We start from the raw sequence: 17,097 nt of genomic DNA, 5'->3' as shown, positions 1-17,097 counted from the left end.
TTAAAATTTATAATCATTTACTTTTATTATTTCTTAGTAAAATAAATATCAAACTCAATATTATAAACGGCAATCCGCCTAATACTACGTATTTTGTACCTATTCCTGATATAAATAATCCACATATAGTTGTACCAATTGTTGTTCCTAAGTTAGCCGATGTTAAAAATAATCCATTAGCAAAATCAGGAGCCTCCGGAGCTGCAGATGCAATCCAATATTGATTAATATTAGCCCCTGCACCAGCTAATATTCCCCAAAACAAAGTTATTAAGACCATGGGTACAGTGAATTGTCCCATTAAGAATAATATGATGTAAACTACTCCTAATGCAAAAGGGAAAAAAGCAACAAATTTTCTAGCATCTTTAACAAGTAGCTTTCCTGCAATAATGTTTCCAACAATATTCGCAACCCCATATATTAGGAGTATTAAACTGATTATTTTATAAGAAATATTTGTAACAGTCCCAAGATATTCAGAAAGATAACTATAAACCCCGAATACTGCTCCATTTAATAAAATAACAGCTGCGATTGAAAGCCAGGTAATTGATTTTTTTAACACACTTATTTGTGCTCCATAAGAAAGTCTTGAATTAACAGGCATAGATGGTACAAATATAAGTGTAGCAATAAGCGCTATAATATTTACCAAAGCAAAAAACAACATTGCTACTCTTAAAGAGGTTACACTTGCAATAAAACTAGTAATCGGTACACCAAGTACCATTCCAGCAGATACCCCCATAATTACCTTAGAAACAGCCTTTGTAGCTTCTTCCCTACTATCAGCAGAAGCAGCCGCTACTGTAAAAGCCAATGAGCAATAAATTGGCTGAAAAAAAGCCGGAATCACACGAGCAATTAATAGAACTATAAAATTTGTTGTGAATGCTGAGATAATATTACCCAAAATAAAAACACTTAGTACAAGTAACATTACCTTTTTTCGATTTATACCAGAGAATAATAGTGGCATTGTTGGCCCAGCTATAGCGACACCTAATGCAAAGAGACTAACGAGCAGCCCTGATTGAGATACACTGATATGAAAACTTTTAGCAATCAAAGGAAGTATCCCAACAACGCCCATTTCAGTGTTTATGATAGCGAAAACCCCAAAAGTTAGTATAAATATATATACATTGTTTCGTTTAGTCACAAAAATGTACCTTCCTTTCTTTTATCTTACTTCCAAGAGCCCTAATTTTTTTTGATTTTTCATATAACCCAATACCATTGTTTAGACGCTGTAATCCATCTAGCAAGCGCTCCTTTGGGCATGCTAGATTCATTCTAATAAAACTCTTTCCGTTTTCTCCATATACTCCACCTTCAGAAAGGTAAAGGCCGGTTTCCCTGCGTATAAACTGGCACAAACATGTGGTATCTTGTATAACACGGCTACAGTCTATCCATAGCAAATAAGTTGCATGGGACTGCACTATATATAATTCCGGCAATTGTGAATTTATAAATGCCCTTACTATCGTTTTATTTTCTTCCAAATAAAGCCGCAATTGATTTAGCCATGCTTCTCCGAAAGTAAACGCGACAATTGCCGCTTCAATAGCAAATGCATTAGGTTCAGCAACCTCGTCAGTATTCAATCCTCGATTCATTTTGTGCCTAATAACTTCATTTGGAATCATTACTGCAGCTGTCTGCAACCCTGCAATATTAAAAGCTTTTGTTGGAGCAATGCAGGTAATGCTGTTTTTAGCACATTTTTCAGAAACTGAGGCAAATGGAATATAATTGTAATTCATATTTGTAAGGTCACAATGAATTTCATCAGAAAGGGCAAGTACATGATATTGCCAGCATAGTTCTCCTATTCTTTCCAGTGTTTCCTTGTCCCATATCTTTCCTACAGGGTTATGCGGATTACAGATTACCATCATAGTTGTCTGTGGATTAGCCAGCTTTTTCTCCAAATCCACAAAATCTATATTGTATTCTTTTCCGTCATACAATAGTTTATTTTCCACAATATTTCTTCCATTGTTCACAATAGAGTTAAAAAAAATATTGTAAACAGGTGTTTGCACCAACACATTTTCTCCTACTGTTGTCATCTTCCTCACCGCACTAGAGATAGCAGGAACCACACCCGTACAAAAAATCAGCCATTCCCTTTCTATTTTAAACTTGTGACGTCTTTGCCACCAACCGCTGATTGCTTCGTACCATTCATCTGGTACGATCGTATATCCAAATATACCTTTTCCTACTTTTTCTTGAAGTGCCTCAATGATTTCTGGTGCAGTCTTAAAGTCCATGTCCGCCACCCACATAGGCAGTTCACCCTCGCTTACATCCCATTTTAAGGAATTGGTGTGACGTCTGTCATTTAAATTTGAAAAATCATATTGCATCCTTCATTTCCTCCGTGATAATTTGTGTCTTATTTGGGTTTATTTTTGTTTTATCCATAATAACTTCCCCAATCTTCTTTGCACGGATTATACCACTGATAGGATTTATGACACTGTCAATTAAACTGTCAATCTGAACATCTATAGTTGAATACTCAAAGGCCAATGTAGTGTTCATCAAAGTACAATTTTTCATCACAAGATTGTCAATATAACACATTCCCTGCAGACTCTCAATTGTACAGTTTACAAAAGTTAGATTTTTAGAGTTCCATCCAAGATATTCTCCGAAAACAAACGAATCATAAACATTTACATTTTCGCAGTTCCAAAACGCATCCTTTGACAATATTTTCGCATTATGTATTTCAATGTTTTTCCCTCCATCAAATGAATAATTACCTACAAGATCAAAACCATCAATCACAATATTAGTACTATTCAAAGCAAAGTAGTCTCCCTTTGCTGTTACATTTTTTAAGGAAATCTGGTCACAATTCCATAAAGTCTCACCAGCATTTGGCATCGTAACATGATCTAATGTAATATTTTTTCCACGCCTGAATGTTTTTGGTGCTTGAATGGTGCTATTCGATATGGTAATATTTTCTGTATACCATATTCCTGAGCGTGCCATATCAAACAAAGTACTGTCCTCTACCACAATATTTTTACAGTACCACAATGGATATTTCCACTTAAACATACTGTGGTCTATTTCAATATCATGGCTTTCTTTCAATGGTGACTCCCCATCTGCAAATGTAGAATATGAAATTTTCAAATCCTGACTTTTAAACAATGCTCTTTCACCTGTTAGCAACTGCTGCTTTACTATTTTCATAATGTATCCTTCTTTCTATTAAATAATTTTATTTTAATTTTTTGAAGTAGTTCTCATGGTAAATCATTATAGAAACTGTAATCTCCATTTTTTGTGACCTGTTTAGTCGTATGATTCATAAAGCACCCATTTTCTCCACTGAGTACTTATTAATCATAATTAACTCTGCTTACAACTTTATCATAAGGGCTAGAGTCAACTGTAAGTCAATACCTTATTTCAAAAAATCAAAAAAACTATTGACCTACAGTTAACTCTATGTTTTATAATAAACAGTATACAGTGAGTTTATTATATTGGAGGACAATTATATGAAATACAGGAAAATACGGCTGGACTCGTAATCTTAATACTATCAAACATACTTTTGAGATCCAACTAAAACTGTATGAAACTGATTATTCAGACATGGGCTATATTCACTGCATTGATGAAATGAGTGATTATAATGACGTGATATCCTCTGGTCTTTGGGACTATATGAAACATTTAAAAAGTGCAGGTGTAATTCGACATCTTGGATTTTCATCTCATTCACCAAGTATGGCTAGACGCCTTCTGGAAACCAATTTGATGGATATGTTTATGTTCAGCATCAACCCTGCTTATGATTTTTCTTTTGAAAGTGGTGAAGCATGTTATTCTGAGGAACGTGCATCTCTATTCCGTGACTGCGAAAAAGATGGTATAGGAATCTCTGTGATGAAGGCTTTCGGTGGTGGTCAATTGCTCAACCCTAAAACTTCACCATTCAAACGTGAACTTACCAGATATCAGTGCATACAGTATGCTCTGGACAGACCTGGCGTACTTACCTGCCTTCCTGGTATCTGAAACCGTAAAGACCTACAAGATATTCTCGGTTTACTTGATGCTACACCAGAAGAACGGGATTACTCCGTCATCGGTAGCTTCACAGCACAGAATGCTAAAGGAAACTGCGTTTACTGCAATCACTGCCAACCTTGCCCAATGTGTATCGACGTTGGTATGATCAACAAATATTATGATCTAGCTCTAGCTGGTGACGAAATGGCTAAAGGTCATTACCACAAACTGAACATACAAGCAGATGCATGTATGTCCTGCGGACATTGTGAATCACACTGTCCCTTCCATGTAAAACAGGTTTCAAGAATGCATGAAATCAACCAATATTTTTTAAAACAGGCGTGATTAAGGAATATGAAATTATTGTTATAAAATAAACTGAATCTCATACAACGATTATTTCAAACCTGAAAACAACAAATTAAAACAATATTAAAAGAGCGTAAACTTATACATTTTGCACCCGGTAAAACATGGGTGTTACTTGGCTAAGTTCACTTTGACATTTAGCCAATACCGTGATAAGATTTTCTTACAGTATAGACTTAACTCGAAGTCTATACCATTAGGTAAGGAGGTGAATTATGACATATTCTATTGGCGAAGTTGCAAAAAAGATGAATATTACAGCATATACTCTTAGATACTATGACAAAGAGGGCTTGATTCCTTTTATAGAACGTACCCCAAACGGAACTCGATTATTTAAGAATTCCGATTTAGAAACATTAAAAATAGTTGAATGTTTAAAATCTACCGGAATGCCCATCAAGTATATCAAAAATTTCATTGATTGGTGTTCGGATGGAGATTCCACCTTGCAGCAGAGATATGACATGTTCATGGAACGAAAAGATGTTGTAGAAGCAAAGATGAAAGAACTGAAAAAAACAATGGAGATCATAGACCATAAATGCTGGTATTACAAGACTTCATTGGCCGCTGGGACAGAAGATATTCATAAAAACAAAAAATTAGGGGATTGCATTTCTTCATGACAGAAAACCACTTGTATTTCATAACTATTTATATGAAATACAAGTGGCTCTATTTATTTTCATTTAATATTGTTGAGCCCAGTGATAATTCTCTCACTCCATGAGAGGAATCAAATTATACCATAGGATGTTCCCATGAACCTCTCGTATCTACACCTGTTTTTGACGCCATACTTTCTAATTCTCCTATTTCTTCTGCTGTAAGAATAATCTCAGTAACCTTTGCTGCATCTTCAACGTGTGATGGCTTAGTTACACCGATTATAGGTGTCGTGCCCTTAGCAATAGCCCATGCCATTGCAATCTGTGACACAGAAGCATTGTACTTCTTACCAACATTTTTCATAGTATCAATTAGTGCTTCAATCTCCGGTAATACAGGATTATATGTCATAGCACGCTGGCTGCCTTCTGGAAGTGGATGTTTAGTATCATATTTACCACTTAATGCTCCCTGCTCTAATACCATATAAGCAAAAAATGTTATGTTGTTTTCCTTGCAGTAATCAAGAATTCCACCTTCCTCTGAGGAACGATAAAGAAGACTGTAGTGGTTCTGGATTGCAGAAATATGTACGCCCTCCTTAGCCAGAATACTTTCCGCACGCTTGATCTCCTCTAAATTATGATTAGAAACACCAACATGCTTTACCTTCCCACTTTTCACAAGTTGAATCAAATATTTTGTCCATTTGTCCACATCACCCGGATTGTGAATCCAGTAGATATCGATATAATCTGTACCCAAACGTTCCAAACTGGCAGCACACATATCTGCTACAGGGTCGGCAGAATCACCCGCTATTTGAGGTGTGAATTTTGTTGATAAAATCAAACTCTCACGGGGATAAGTTTTAGCAAACGCTCCCAAAATTTTTTCAGAAGCCCCCATACCATAAACAACAGCTGTGTCCCAAAGGTTGAGTCCATTTTTCATTGCTGTTTCAAAAACTAGTTTCAGTTCTTCCTCTCCAAGATTATTTCCAAAAACCTGATCTCCCCCTGCAAAACCTACGCCCCAAGACCAAGTACCTAATGCTATACGTGGTATTTTATTATTATTTTCCATATGATTGTTCCTCCTATAATTTTAATTATTAAAATTAATTATGTTATTACAATTTTTTACCTAATTCATATGCTTCTTTCATAAATTTACTTTCTACTACATCACCTTTATTCAAAACACTTGTTGCCAATACCATTCCAACATCAGTAACATCATGTAGACACTTAATATACTCTTTGTATCCACGTATAGCAGTGTCAAAAGAAACTTCACTCGGTCTTCCACAAGTAGAAATAAATGCTGCCTTATGAAAACTAAATTTTACATATTCATTTTCATACTGATATTCACAGTAAGTTCTATCCATAATAATTTTTAACTGTGCATTTATATTAAAGAAATATAATGGAGTCGCAAATACAACTGCATCAACACGCTTATAAGCTTCAATAATTTTACTCATATCATCTTTTTGAATGCAGTTTCCCCCATTACCTTGGCATATATTACAAGCAAGACAAGGTTTTATATTCATCTTTGCCAAATTCATTTTTTCATATGTGTTTCCATTACTTACTATACCCTTTGCTAGTTCATCGCAAAGTAAATCAGAATTGCCACCTACTCGTGGACTTGATGAAACTATTAGTATATGTCTCATATTGTTACTCCTTACTATATTTCTCTCTAACGAGCTCATTAGATAAAACACTTATAAAAATATAAAATACTGGCAGTTTAAATTTTCTTCATACTGACAACATAATTTATTTATTTATTTTCTATCGGATAAAAGCTGTCCGCCTACTCCAATATTTTCCAATGAATTTTCCTTCAAGAAAATGAATATTGCTTGTTCTGGTATATTCATAATCTTTGAAGCTGTTACTGTAAACTCATTTACCAACTGTTTTTTTTGATCTTTGTTTAATTTTGCTGCTTCTAACGTTATTACTGGCATATAAATTCTCCTTTTATTTTTATTATTTTTATTAAATTTATTTAATATTTTTACCCATTTCGTATGCTTTCTTTGGGAAATCCGTCTGCTCTATTACTTCTCTTGCAGGACATCCTGTTGCATATAAAGTTCCAGCGTTTTTCCAATTAAGAAAGCCTAACATTAATTCAAATGTTTTATCAAGACCATCCATTGTCCAATCTGCATCTCCGTAGGCAGTCGCCATCATAATTGCTTTTTTATTTCCTAAAAATATTGCATTCTTTGCATGGAAACGATCAATAACTGCTTTAATCTGCGCTGACATTGTATAGTAATATATTGGTGTTGCAAATACTACCATATCTGCCGTAGCTAATTCACCATTTAATTTTTCCATAGAATCTTTATGCACGCAATTTGAATCATGTGCTGAACAATAATCACATGATAAACATGGTTTTACTTCTTCAAAAGCTGCATCAAAACGGAATACTTCATGTCCTACTTCTGTTGCTCCTTCCATAAATTTATCTGCAAGTAATGCAGATGTTCCTTTTTTATGTGCACTTCCTGTTATTACTACTACTTTCATTTATTTCTCCTTTTTCGTCTTCTCCGACGCATATAATTTATATTTTTTTGTTTTGACATTTTAGGAACACGATGACTGATAAATCGGTTTGATTGCTGTAAAAAAGAGCCTTGAGTATATTTTACTCAAGATCTTTCGTAATGTCTAATACCTATATTCTATATGTAATTATGCCTGAAAAGCATGTGTTATTCTAATTCAAAATTGTCTCATTAGTATTACAACACTTATCCAACTACGATACTAGAAGCTAGTTTGAGGTTAGTTGCTGATTCTGCTAATTTTTCCATAGTGCTTGTTATTTCTTTAGTAGCAGCCACCTGTTGCCTTCCTATAGATGAGGTTTCATCAATCTTTTCATCAATTACTTTTATCTTTTCTTTAATTTTATTTAAAATATTTTCAACATCTTTTACTGCGCTTGAACTATTCTCGGCCATTTTCCGAATTTCTGTTGCCACTACTGAAAAGCCTTTACCATATTCTCCGGCTCTAGCTGATTCAATAGATGCATTTAGACCAAGTATATTTGAAGTGTGTGCTATTCCTCTTATTAGTTCAATTATTTTTTCTGTTTCCCTTATTTGCTCAGTTACCTCTTTCGCTAAGTTTTGGAGATATGATTGTTGTGTTGATAACTGTAATGCTGACGCAGAAAGTTCTTCTATAGTAGCTAACGTTTGTTTTGATGATGTTTCTACTAAATTTGCATTATTAATTAAAATTTCTCGATTCTCCAACCCAATACCTAATCCGATTCCTCCAATTACCATTCCTTGATTATCAAATATAGGAATGGCTGTCGCTTGAAAACTAATTCCTAACGCTTCTTTAGGCGCTATCATTTTTTCAGGTTTTCCAGACCTAATAGCTTTACCTATTGGAACTTCTTCTGAAATAGCAGTTCCAATCGTATTTATTGGTAATCTTATCTTTTCTCCTGGGATACTGCAAAGAAACTTTTCTGTATCAGCTATGCCAATAATGCAATCTAAAGGTATTAACTTTTGGAGTGTAGGTGCTAATTTTACTAGGAAATCTAAAACAATCTCAGATTCACTTTTTTCATTTGAAAGCATACAATAATTTCTCCTATCAAGTAGTATTATTTTTTATATACACTATGTTAATTTCTCCCGTGACTATGCGTAGATAGGTATTTTTTATAATTTTATGAATTTCTAACCAACTCGTATTGATCTACTATTCCCTTTCTCATATTAAACATGTGGAATAACATTTATGAAGTTGCCCGCATATTTACAATGGAGCCATATTTTTATATCCAAATATGGTTTCATTGTTATTGTTATGCTTATTCAATAAAAGTTAGTAGCAGCATAAACAATTTTAATTCTCTTCATCACATTTGCCACTGAAACATTACTAATATAATCAGGTGATATCTTTGTTTATTTCAAGGTATCTTTTACTATTTTTTTCACTTCTTCCAGATAATCATTACGTATTTCATCAGTAGCAGAAGGTACCGAACCAAAAAAAACATGTTTTACTTGTTCTATACCTGTGAAATTAAATACAGCTTCATCTGAAGTCTGTATCATTGAATTATGCATCCCACTTGCAGAATAAAATTCACTCGGAGTGCCCGTAGTGCAAAATAACAATCCCTTCTTGCCTTTTAATAACCCCACGGGAGTTCCCCTTTCATTTTTAAATGCAAACCCATTAGAAAATACTCTATCTACATATCCTCTTAAAATAGCAGGAAATGATGCCCACCAAACTGGATAAACAAATGTAATAACATCTGCCCATTTAATATTCTCCTGTTCTACTGCAATATCTTCTGCTACTATTCCATTTTGAAGATCTACAAAATCCGATGGTTTAAGTATTGGATCAAATCCTATTTCATACAGGTCTCTAACTCTAACATTAGCTCCTTTCTCTTTAGACGCTTTAACTACAGTATTAACTATTCCCATTCCAAAACTCTTTGGATTTGGATGTGCATAAATTACTAAATTATTCATATTTAATTCCTCCATTTTTGTTTTATCTTAATGCAAAAGAACCTTGAGTATATTTTACTCAAGGTTCTACACAATGTCTAATGCCTATATTCTACGTATCTCTATACTTTAAAGGCATATGTTAGAGTATTTCATCAAAACAATACCTTTGTCTAATCATTTTTGACAATAAAGTTAAAGCTGTTGTAAAAATATGGTTTTTCCTCCATACAAGCACACTGCCTACACTTCTTCTGGGCTCTAATAATATAAATACATTTTCTTTATTTTCATTTACCCCCATGGCTCCATCCAAGGCTATTGCAATACCAGTTCCATTTGATACAAGATAGGTAGCATTAGCTAACAAATTATAAGCTGCAACTACTCTCGTTTTCCCAACATAAGGATCTAGCCAGCTTTTTATCTCTCCACCAATCATAGCTCTTCTTGGAATAATCAGTGGATATTTAACAATATCTTCAATTGTTACAACCTTATTTCTAGCAATTTCATGATCTTTAGGAGCAATAACTCCCCATCTATCCTCGTAAGGAAGCTTTATGGAATCATACTTTGATATTTCAACTGGTTCTACTAATAGTCCAATATCAACCAGTCCTTTATCAATTTTATCCTTAATATCATCAACATAACCACTGTATATACAAAATTGAACTTTCGGATATTCATCTGAAAATTCTTTCAAAATATCCATTATATATGGTACCCCATTAGATTCTACAGTACCAATTGAAATAGTACCACTAACATTCTCTTTTTGCCCCTGGAATTCACTAGCAGTTTTATCGGCCAACTCTATAATCTCCATAGCCCGTTGATGAAGTAACACTCCATCTTCAGTAAGGGTAATCTGTTTATTCCCCCTTGCAAACAACTCTACTCCCAATTCATCTTCTAGATTTTTTATCTGACGGCTTAGTGTAGGCTGTGTTATATTAAGAATTTTTGCAGCATTGGAAATGTTACCTTCCTCCACTACCGCAACAAAATATCGTAAAACTCGTATTTCCAATTTGAGTTTCCTCCTTTACTCTGTCTGTTAGAGTTGTATTGTTCATTTCCAGCAATCTACACTGGAAATGAACTGCGTTGAATGATTTTGCAACGATGGAAAAAAGAAAAACACCTATAAAATATCCTGTTATAATTAAGTTACTAGGCAAAACATAACTAATGAGATAAACATAAATGTTTAACAACTCAATTGTAACAAAATCATCATGAGTATACAAATTTTAAATTGATGATCCTCTAAACACTGAGATTTAATTTAACACTTACCTTAGTTCCCTTTCCCTCTTCACTGGTAAGTTTTATAGTTCCACCATGTAGATCCGCAATGCGCTTTGCAATGGACAGTCCAAGGCCCGTACCAGTTTTTTCCTTTGCTCTAGATTTATCTACAGTGTAAAATCTATCAAAAACATTTTCTATTTCTTCTTTGGGTATTCCAATACCAGTATCACTTATCATTATCTCTACAGATTTATTGTGTACTACAGAATTTATAACTATTTTCCCCTGCTCTGGAGTAAATTTAATACTGTTCTCAATAAAAATTCTTAGCATTTGTTTTATTGTATTATAATCTGCAAAAATTTTTGTTATATCATTTTGATCGCTACTTATAACCTTATTTTTAGCAATGAGACTGCTTTCATCAAGAACCTGATCAATTAATTCATTAAGCATGAAATTAGATTTTTCCATTTTGTAAGCACCGCTATCTCCCTTAGCAAGAAAAGGTAGCTGCTCCACCATGTCAGCCATATTAGAAGCTTCAAACTTAATTGCATAAATTGATTTTTCTAAAGCCTCCCTGTCGTCCTTGCCCCATCTGTCTAGTAAATTGGCATATCCTTTAATAACAGCAATGGGTGTTCTAAGTTCATGGGAAGCATCTGATACAAACTCAGCCTGCCTGTCAAAAGAATCTTGAAGCCTGTTTATCATAGTATTAAAAGTGCTGCCAAGTCTTTTTAGTTCATCCTCAGGTCCTTTTATATCTATTCTTTCTTTAAGATTATTAATGCTAATATTTTCAGCTATTTTAGTAATATTATCAATAGGTTTTAACATCCTTTTACTCATAAAATATCCTATGAAAATTGAAAGAATAATACCTATAAAATCGGCTGTTGCCATTAGAGCAAACAAAATCTTCATAAAATCATATTCTCTATCCATATCTTTAACTATTTGTAAATTTACAGTACCATATTTATTACTCTTAATTTTTATGTTTTCGTATAATAAATGCCTATCTTGTTCCTCTAGATGTTGTATTATATTATATGGCTCTTTGTTCGCTATTTTATAGTGAAATCTATCTGAAACATTAAGAATTTTTCCATTATTTTGTGTTACCTTTATAAATAAATTTTCTTTTGCAGGTATATTTAATAAAAGCTTTTTATCTGATACATCAATGTTCCCAGATGTTTTCCCCACATTATTTATAAATATATTGTTAACATCCCCAACCTGTTTATTTCCTTGGGAATAAAAATAATTTTTTATTCCTAGGAGCACCGAAGCATTAAGTATCAGTAATATAAGTGAAAACATAATAGCATAGATTATCGTTAATTTAACAGAAATTTTAGCCTTTTTAAAAAACTTTATATTCATTATTTATCACCCTTAATTACATAACCTACACCCCTAACGGTAGTAATTAATTTATTTTCAAATTCATCATCTATTTTACATCGCAAATACCTTATAAATACATCCACCACATTAGTATCTCCCTCATACTCATAACCCCAAATCTTCTCAATGAGCTGTTCTCTTGTAAGCACAATATTTTTATTTATAAGTAATGTTTCTAATAAATCATATTCTTTTTTGGTTAGATCGATTTTTTTGCCTCCTCGTAATACTTGATGGCTATTATTATTCATAACTATATCACCTAGCTTTATTTCTTCATATTTATATTGTGATGCATCATCTCTCTGCAGTACCCTTATCCTTGCTAGAAGTTCTTCTATAACAAAAGGTTTTGTCATATAATCATTAGCGCCAATATCAAGACCTTTTACCTTATAACTTATATCACTTTTAGCAGTAAGCATTATAATCGGCACCTTGGAAAATTTTCTTACCTCTTTGCAAACTTCAATGCCATCGAGCCCTGGAAGCATAAGATCCAAAATAATCAAATCGTATTTACCATTTTCTATTTTCCTTAGGCCGTCATTTCCATCATAGGCAATACTTGTTTTATATCCCTCATGATTTAACTCCATTTCAATAAACATTGCCATTTGTTTTTCATCTTCTATTATAAGTATTTTAAATTCTTCCATAACCTTAATCACCTCTTTATGATACGTTGTATTTACCTCTATTATAGTATATTATCCTCAAAAAAATTAAAATTAGATTAAAATAAAAAAGAACCTTCATTTAGGCTCTTTTTTTACTGGCTTGTATTTTGACTTGTTTTTTTCAGAAGGTTCTATATACTCATAGTCACTACCTTCCTCCTTTTTTAATCCTAATGAAGCCATTTTCTTTTTTGTAACTTTTAGCTTATTGCTCATAATATCCCTACCTTATATATTGATAAAATATCTTTTTTAATATTCATATACAAGTTTATTCTCTCACATAATAGCTAACTTATTCATACTAATTGTATTAGGCATCATCAAGGATATACTTATACCTTGTGTTTTTGATTTTTACCCTGCATTAGGGAAAATACCATGGCTAGTAATGCGCAAATAACAGCGGCGGAAACCGTGGCTTCCATTCCCTTGACAATGGATGGATTTGTGAGGGAATAACCAGTCAGACCACGCTTTGCATAAGTAGTTTGGGCTGTTGCAGAAACATGGTTAAAAAGCACACCGCTAATAGCCACCCCTATGACCATGCCAATATTGCGCATAGTGCCTAGAATACCTGATGTCTCACCACGCTGAAGTTTAGGTGCATTACCCATAATAGTACTATTATTGGGTATTTGAAACATTCCCGAACCAGCTCCAGTTAGAATCATAGAAATAATTATATACCAATAGGGAGTATCAGATTTTAAAAAGCAAAGAAGTAACAAACCAAAAGCCATTAAGCCCATACCGAAAGAGGCCATTATGCGATTGTCATGATTATCAGATAATCTCCCAATGCTAATTGCAACCAGTATGATGGCAAGAGGCATTGGAATATAAACAAGCCCAGTCATTGCGGTAGAAAGCATCCTGACTTTTTCCAGATAAAACGGAGCTATGAACGCAAGAATGAACTGTGCCATATAGTTGAATGTAGCGGCTGCAACATTTGATGAAAAAACACGATTTTGGAACAATCCCAGATTAAGCAATGGGTATTTTGACCTTCTTTCAACGAAAAAAAATACTATGAAGAGTATTAGACTTACAACAATCATAGTAGCAAATAGTATGGAATTTATGCCTTTATTGCCCCCAAGATTAAGAGGTAGCAGAACTATAAAAAGTGCTAGAAAAATGAGAATGCTGCCTTTTATATCAAATGACACGGGGGTTCCTTTTGAATCCATAGGTATGCTCTTAGATGCAAGAAAAATGCCCACAATACCAAAGGGAATATTCATAAAAAATATACTTTGCCATCCTAGTAAGCTTGCCAGTGCTCCTCCAACTACCGGCCCGCTGCAAGTTCCAACTGCCACTGCAATTGCAGTAACACTGAATGCCCTTCCTCTACTTTCAGGGGCAACATAATCTGTGATTATGGCAAAATTACAGGAAAACATCATTGCTGCTCCAAGTGCTTGAAATATGCGACATCCAATAAGCATCTGAATACTAATAGAAAGCCCACATAGAAATGACCCAATAGTAAAAATTATGAATCCTGTTAGATAAATTTTTCTATGTCCAAAGATATCTGATATTCTACCAAATGTGAGCAGTAAACTGCTTACTATTAACAGATAAGCAGTGACAACCCACTCCACTATGGATAAAGTTACATGATAATAATTCTGAATAACTGGAAGAACCACATTGACAACATTTGAGTCCATAACTGACATAAATGACCCAATTGCAATTGACAGTAACATAAGCCTCATCCTAGGCTTTTTTAGTGCTAACATTTGAATCCTCCTTTTGTATAGTGAACTATTGTTCATTATTAAAATAAAAAAATAAATTAAGTTTATCGCAAATATTTAATTGTTATCTTCACTTTTAAGCCCATCAAGTCTTATATGTAAGTCTTTAAAAGATATATATATTAATTTATTTATAAGCAACTTAATCCTATCTACATCATAATCTTCCTTTAATATAAGCGAAATACCCTCAACTAATGTATAGGAAACAACATAAATCATGGTTCTATTGTTTTCATCACGGGCTATACTTTTAGGATAGGACTGCACGTTAATATCGTTAATTAAATTTACAAGTTCTTCTTTAACATTCTCGTACTTTGAGCCCTTACTTTTATTGAATATTATCATAATTTCTGCATCAGACTCCATGATTATTTCAACTAATTCATTTACAATATCATTTACATATGGCATAGGTGCACAATTATTGCTTAGTACTGATTCATTAATTTGTTCCTGTATCTTTGAAAGATAGGTGAAAATTTTACTGTAAACTGGATCAATTAATGTTTCAAAAAGTGCTTGTTTATTAGTAAAATATCTATAAATACTGCCTAATGCGATATCTGAACCTGATGCAATATTTCTCATGGATGCAGCTAAATATCCATTTTTTTTAAACTCACCTAAGGCTATTGAAAGAATCTTATCTCTCACTTCTTCTTTTAAGTATTGCACCTATGAACCTCCGTTCACTTTTCTTTACATTTTATACCTTATGGTATAAAATGTAAAGATTTTTTTATTTTGTTAAAATAATTATTGAGTTTTCCGGAATAACGCCTTTAATTCTTCCGTTAGAAACTGTTAGTTCACAGCTTACACTGCCTTGATTTGTATAATTGCCATTTGCCAAATTCGTAACTAAATTAAGGTTTGTACTTGTTCCATCATTTACAATAACTACTCCTGCTGTTCCACGTTGGATTAGCATGGTTTCATTGTTGTTTGTCCATCTTAGGTGCTCATTTTTTCCATCCATAAGATTATGAAATTTATTAATAGCTACCACATCTGAATCTTTCCAAAGTCCATCCCCTTCACTACCAACAGAAGAAGTAGGCCGGTCAAAAAATAAAGGAGTAGCTCCTGAGCGTGAAGCAACAATGGCCCATCCCATCTTTCTTTGCAAATCCGTTAAATCTTTGCTTGTTCCATCTTCATAATTGTCGTGGCTTTCAACATAATCAACGCAATTAGTGGGTTTAAGTCCATCCATATCGCTAGCCTTGCTTAAGTCGTTTGAAGTAACTGCATCTCTTAAATTATACCCATATTTGCTAGCTGTAACATTCATAAATGTTTCATATGCTGCAACATTATCTACTGTTTCATCTTGTAGTATTTCTCCATATATGTATATTTTAGATTTGTTATGCAAATTTCCAAGAACATTATCCCAATAGTTACCTGCCCAAGACTTATTGGCATCTAGCCCTATATTTGTTTCAATGTGCTTAGCTGCATCAAATCTAAATCCACTAGCACCAGCATCTATGCATTGATTAAGAAATTTGATTGCCTTGCTTTGAACTACCTTGCTTTGAGTATTTAAATCTGGCATACCAATACCCTTTTGTGTTATGTCATGACGATCATTCCAATTACTACACTGTCCTTGCTTATGATATAAACTTAAATTTTGAAAACTTGAGTCAACAGAAGAGTCAAGCTGATCTGGGTTACCATTATTGGCCATATGATTCATCACTGCATCTACAATTATTGATATTCCATAGGTCTTTGCTACGGTGCAAAGTGATTTAAAATCATCATAACTTCCAAGCTGTGAATTTCCAAGAGATTCATTTGTAGGCTGATAAAGTAGCCACCAAGTAGAAGCATCGGTGCTTGGACTTTTAGTTCCCTGAACTGGAGAAACCTGAATAGATTTATATCCCGCTGATGCAATGCTAGGTAATTCATTTTTTATAGTATTAAATGACCAATCAAAAGCGTGAAATATTACTCCAGCCTTAACGCTGTTTTTACTAATATGTACCGTTTGAGTTTTGTTTTTTATAGGTTTGTATTCTTTAACAGTAAAGAATACAAGGCAAAGCAGTACCCCTATTATAAGCAAATACAATAACACTTGTTTTGATAATAAATTAACCTTAGTTTTCATTTTTAAAACTACCCCCTTTAACTTTATCCATTATATTTACTTTATGCATACTTCATAAACAGATATCTTCGTTTCAAGTAGATTTAGACAAACGTTTGCATTATTAGTATACTTGTTTAATATATCATTAATATTTGCTGTTGTAAACGTAATCATTGATTATTATATACGGCATGAATAGGTTGGTGTTTACACCATTGACTGCTAAGGTAAATATTGTATATAATTGAATAAGGATATATTTATAGTAAAAAT

General features: G+C 33.4%; 18 protein-coding genes and 1 pseudogene. 3 read left to right on the top strand and 16 right to left on the bottom strand.

The features are described 5' to 3' along the window. Positions 1–13: 13 nt before the first annotated feature. From BR66_RS0103040 to BR66_RS0103030, 3 genes are read right to left on the bottom strand one after another with little or no spacing between them, the layout of a single operon-like run. Entirely contained in the window at positions 14–1,165 is a 1,152-nt protein-coding gene (locus BR66_RS0103040; protein WP_026881569.1) for an MFS transporter, read from the bottom strand. Continuing rightward, a complete protein-coding gene (locus BR66_RS23045) occupies positions 1,158–2,381 on the bottom strand; it encodes a MalY/PatB family protein (protein ID WP_051624080.1) in 1,224 nt (407 codons plus the stop codon). Before BR66_RS23045 ends, BR66_RS0103040 begins: the two co-directional genes overlap by 8 nt. Next, a complete protein-coding gene (locus BR66_RS0103030) occupies positions 2,371–3,225 on the bottom strand; it encodes a DUF3737 family protein (protein WP_026881568.1) in 855 nt (284 codons plus the stop codon). Before BR66_RS0103030 ends, BR66_RS23045 begins: the two co-directional genes overlap by 11 nt. 354 nt (positions 3,226–3,579) lie before the next feature. Here BR66_RS0103030 and BR66_RS24690 point away from each other — a divergent pair, with 354 nt between their 5' ends. From BR66_RS24690 to BR66_RS0103020, 3 genes are all read left to right on the top strand, one after another. After that, positions 3,580–4,059 (top strand): aldo/keto reductase, encoded by a 480-nt coding sequence (locus tag BR66_RS24690; RefSeq protein WP_084156300.1) that lies wholly within the window; start codon positions 3,580–3,582, stop codon positions 4,057–4,059. Between the two features lie 21 nt (positions 4,060–4,080). Next, entirely contained in the window at positions 4,081–4,401 is a 321-nt protein-coding gene (locus BR66_RS26770) for a 4Fe-4S dicluster domain-containing protein (protein WP_423219377.1), read from the top strand. Positions 4,402–4,640: 239 nt separating this feature from the next. After that, the gene (locus BR66_RS0103020; RefSeq protein WP_207641221.1) at positions 4,641–5,054 is read left to right on the top strand and encodes a MerR family transcriptional regulator; all 414 of its coding nucleotides are present in this window, start codon (positions 4,641–4,643) and stop codon (positions 5,052–5,054) included. A gap of 115 nt (positions 5,055–5,169) precedes the next feature. On the opposite strand, the gene BR66_RS0103015 is transcribed toward BR66_RS0103020, so the two are convergent. The 13 genes and pseudogenes from BR66_RS0103015 to BR66_RS23035 all read right to left on the bottom strand — a co-directional run. Then, positions 5,170–6,123: an aldo/keto reductase gene (locus tag BR66_RS0103015; protein ID WP_026881565.1), complete on the bottom strand. Its 954-nt coding sequence runs from the start codon at positions 6,121–6,123 to the stop codon at positions 5,170–5,172. A 46-nt stretch (positions 6,124–6,169) separates the two neighbouring features. Continuing rightward, positions 6,170–6,724 carry a flavodoxin family protein gene (locus tag BR66_RS0103010; RefSeq protein ID WP_035795355.1) on the bottom strand — a complete coding sequence of 185 codons (555 nt, stop codon included), beginning with the start codon at positions 6,722–6,724 and terminating at the stop codon, positions 6,170–6,172. 114 nt (positions 6,725–6,838) lie between these two features. After that, positions 6,839–7,024: a 4-oxalocrotonate tautomerase DmpI gene (dmpI, locus tag BR66_RS0103005; RefSeq protein ID WP_026881563.1), complete on the bottom strand. Its 186-nt coding sequence runs from the start codon at positions 7,022–7,024 to the stop codon at positions 6,839–6,841. 37 nt (positions 7,025–7,061) lie between these two features. After that, the gene (locus BR66_RS0103000; protein ID WP_026881562.1) at positions 7,062–7,598 is read right to left on the bottom strand and encodes a flavodoxin family protein; all 537 of its coding nucleotides are present in this window, start codon (positions 7,596–7,598) and stop codon (positions 7,062–7,064) included. A gap of 227 nt (positions 7,599–7,825) precedes the next feature. Beyond that, a complete protein-coding gene (locus BR66_RS0102995) occupies positions 7,826–8,677 on the bottom strand; it encodes a methyl-accepting chemotaxis protein (protein ID WP_026881561.1) in 852 nt (283 codons plus the stop codon). Between the two features lie 333 nt (positions 8,678–9,010). Next, positions 9,011–9,595 (bottom strand): NAD(P)H-dependent oxidoreductase, encoded by a 585-nt coding sequence (locus BR66_RS0102990; RefSeq protein ID WP_026881560.1) that lies wholly within the window; start codon positions 9,593–9,595, stop codon positions 9,011–9,013. 121 nt (positions 9,596–9,716) lie between these two features. After that, complete coding sequence (locus BR66_RS0102985; protein ID WP_026881559.1) at positions 9,717–10,610, bottom strand: LysR family transcriptional regulator; 894 nt, start codon at positions 10,608–10,610, stop codon at positions 9,717–9,719. A gap of 239 nt (positions 10,611–10,849) precedes the next feature. Beyond that, entirely contained in the window at positions 10,850–12,229 is a 1,380-nt protein-coding gene (locus BR66_RS0102980; RefSeq protein ID WP_026881558.1) for a sensor histidine kinase, read from the bottom strand. Beyond that, a complete protein-coding gene (locus BR66_RS0102975; protein ID WP_026881557.1) occupies positions 12,229–12,912 on the bottom strand; it encodes a response regulator transcription factor in 684 nt (227 codons plus the stop codon). The genes BR66_RS0102980 and BR66_RS0102975 overlap by 1 nt, the downstream gene beginning before the upstream one ends. A gap of 96 nt (positions 12,913–13,008) precedes the next feature. Beyond that, complete coding sequence (locus BR66_RS26100) at positions 13,009–13,149, bottom strand: hypothetical protein (RefSeq protein ID WP_169738164.1); 141 nt, start codon at positions 13,147–13,149, stop codon at positions 13,009–13,011. Positions 13,150–13,268: 119 nt separating this feature from the next. Further along, positions 13,269–14,660: an MFS transporter gene (locus BR66_RS0102965; RefSeq protein ID WP_242841098.1), complete on the bottom strand. Its 1,392-nt coding sequence runs from the start codon at positions 14,658–14,660 to the stop codon at positions 13,269–13,271. A 108-nt stretch (positions 14,661–14,768) separates the two neighbouring features. After that, positions 14,769–15,392, bottom strand: coding sequence for a TetR/AcrR family transcriptional regulator (locus BR66_RS0102960; protein WP_026881555.1), 624 nt, complete (start codon positions 15,390–15,392; stop codon positions 14,769–14,771). 73 nt (positions 15,393–15,465) lie between these two features. Then, positions 15,466–16,842: pseudogene (locus tag BR66_RS23035) on the bottom strand (alpha-amylase family glycosyl hydrolase); the annotation flags it as partial. Positions 16,843–17,097: the final 255 nt, after the last annotated feature.

This window comes from Clostridium akagii DSM 12554, from assembly GCF_000686725.1.
GTDB classification, from domain to species: domain Bacteria; phylum Bacillota; class Clostridia; order Clostridiales; family Clostridiaceae; genus Clostridium_I; species Clostridium_I akagii.
The sequence above is the reverse complement of the archived record's forward strand: the minus strand, read 5'-3'. Positions and strand labels throughout refer to the sequence as shown.

What these genes read in the sequence shown, in the direction of transcription:
- BR66_RS23045 (WP_051624080.1), bottom strand. Translation starts at nt 2,381, where the DNA reads ATGCAATATGATTTTTCAAATTTAAATGACAGACGTCACACCAATTCC.
- BR66_RS0103030 (WP_026881568.1), bottom strand. Translation starts at nt 3,225, where the DNA reads ATGAAAATAGTAAAGCAGCAGTTGCTAACAGGTGAAAGAGCATTGTTT.
- BR66_RS0103020 (WP_207641221.1), top strand. Translation starts at nt 4,641, where the DNA reads ATGACATATTCTATTGGCGAAGTTGCAAAAAAGATGAATATTACAGCA.
- BR66_RS0103015 (WP_026881565.1), bottom strand. Translation starts at nt 6,123, where the DNA reads ATGGAAAATAATAATAAAATACCACGTATAGCATTAGGTACTTGGTCT.
- BR66_RS0103010 (WP_035795355.1), bottom strand. Translation starts at nt 6,724, where the DNA reads ATGAGACATATACTAATAGTTTCATCAAGTCCACGAGTAGGTGGCAAT.
- dmpI (WP_026881563.1), bottom strand. Translation starts at nt 7,024, where the DNA reads ATGCCAGTAATAACGTTAGAAGCAGCAAAATTAAACAAAGATCAAAAA.
- BR66_RS0103000 (WP_026881562.1), bottom strand. Translation starts at nt 7,598, where the DNA reads ATGAAAGTAGTAGTAATAACAGGAAGTGCACATAAAAAAGGAACATCT.
- BR66_RS0102995 (WP_026881561.1), bottom strand. Translation starts at nt 8,677, where the DNA reads ATGCTTTCAAATGAAAAAAGTGAATCTGAGATTGTTTTAGATTTCCTA.
- BR66_RS0102990 (WP_026881560.1), bottom strand. Translation starts at nt 9,595, where the DNA reads ATGAATAATTTAGTAATTTATGCACATCCAAATCCAAAGAGTTTTGGA.
- BR66_RS0102980 (WP_026881558.1), bottom strand. Translation starts at nt 12,229, where the DNA reads ATGAATATAAAGTTTTTTAAAAAGGCTAAAATTTCTGTTAAATTAACG.
- BR66_RS0102975 (WP_026881557.1), bottom strand. Translation starts at nt 12,912, where the DNA reads ATGGAAGAATTTAAAATACTTATAATAGAAGATGAAAAACAAATGGCA.
- BR66_RS26100 (WP_169738164.1), bottom strand. Translation starts at nt 13,149, where the DNA reads ATGAGCAATAAGCTAAAAGTTACAAAAAAGAAAATGGCTTCATTAGGA.
- BR66_RS0102965 (WP_242841098.1), bottom strand. Translation starts at nt 14,660, where the DNA reads ATGTTACTGTCAATTGCAATTGGGTCATTTATGTCAGTTATGGACTCA.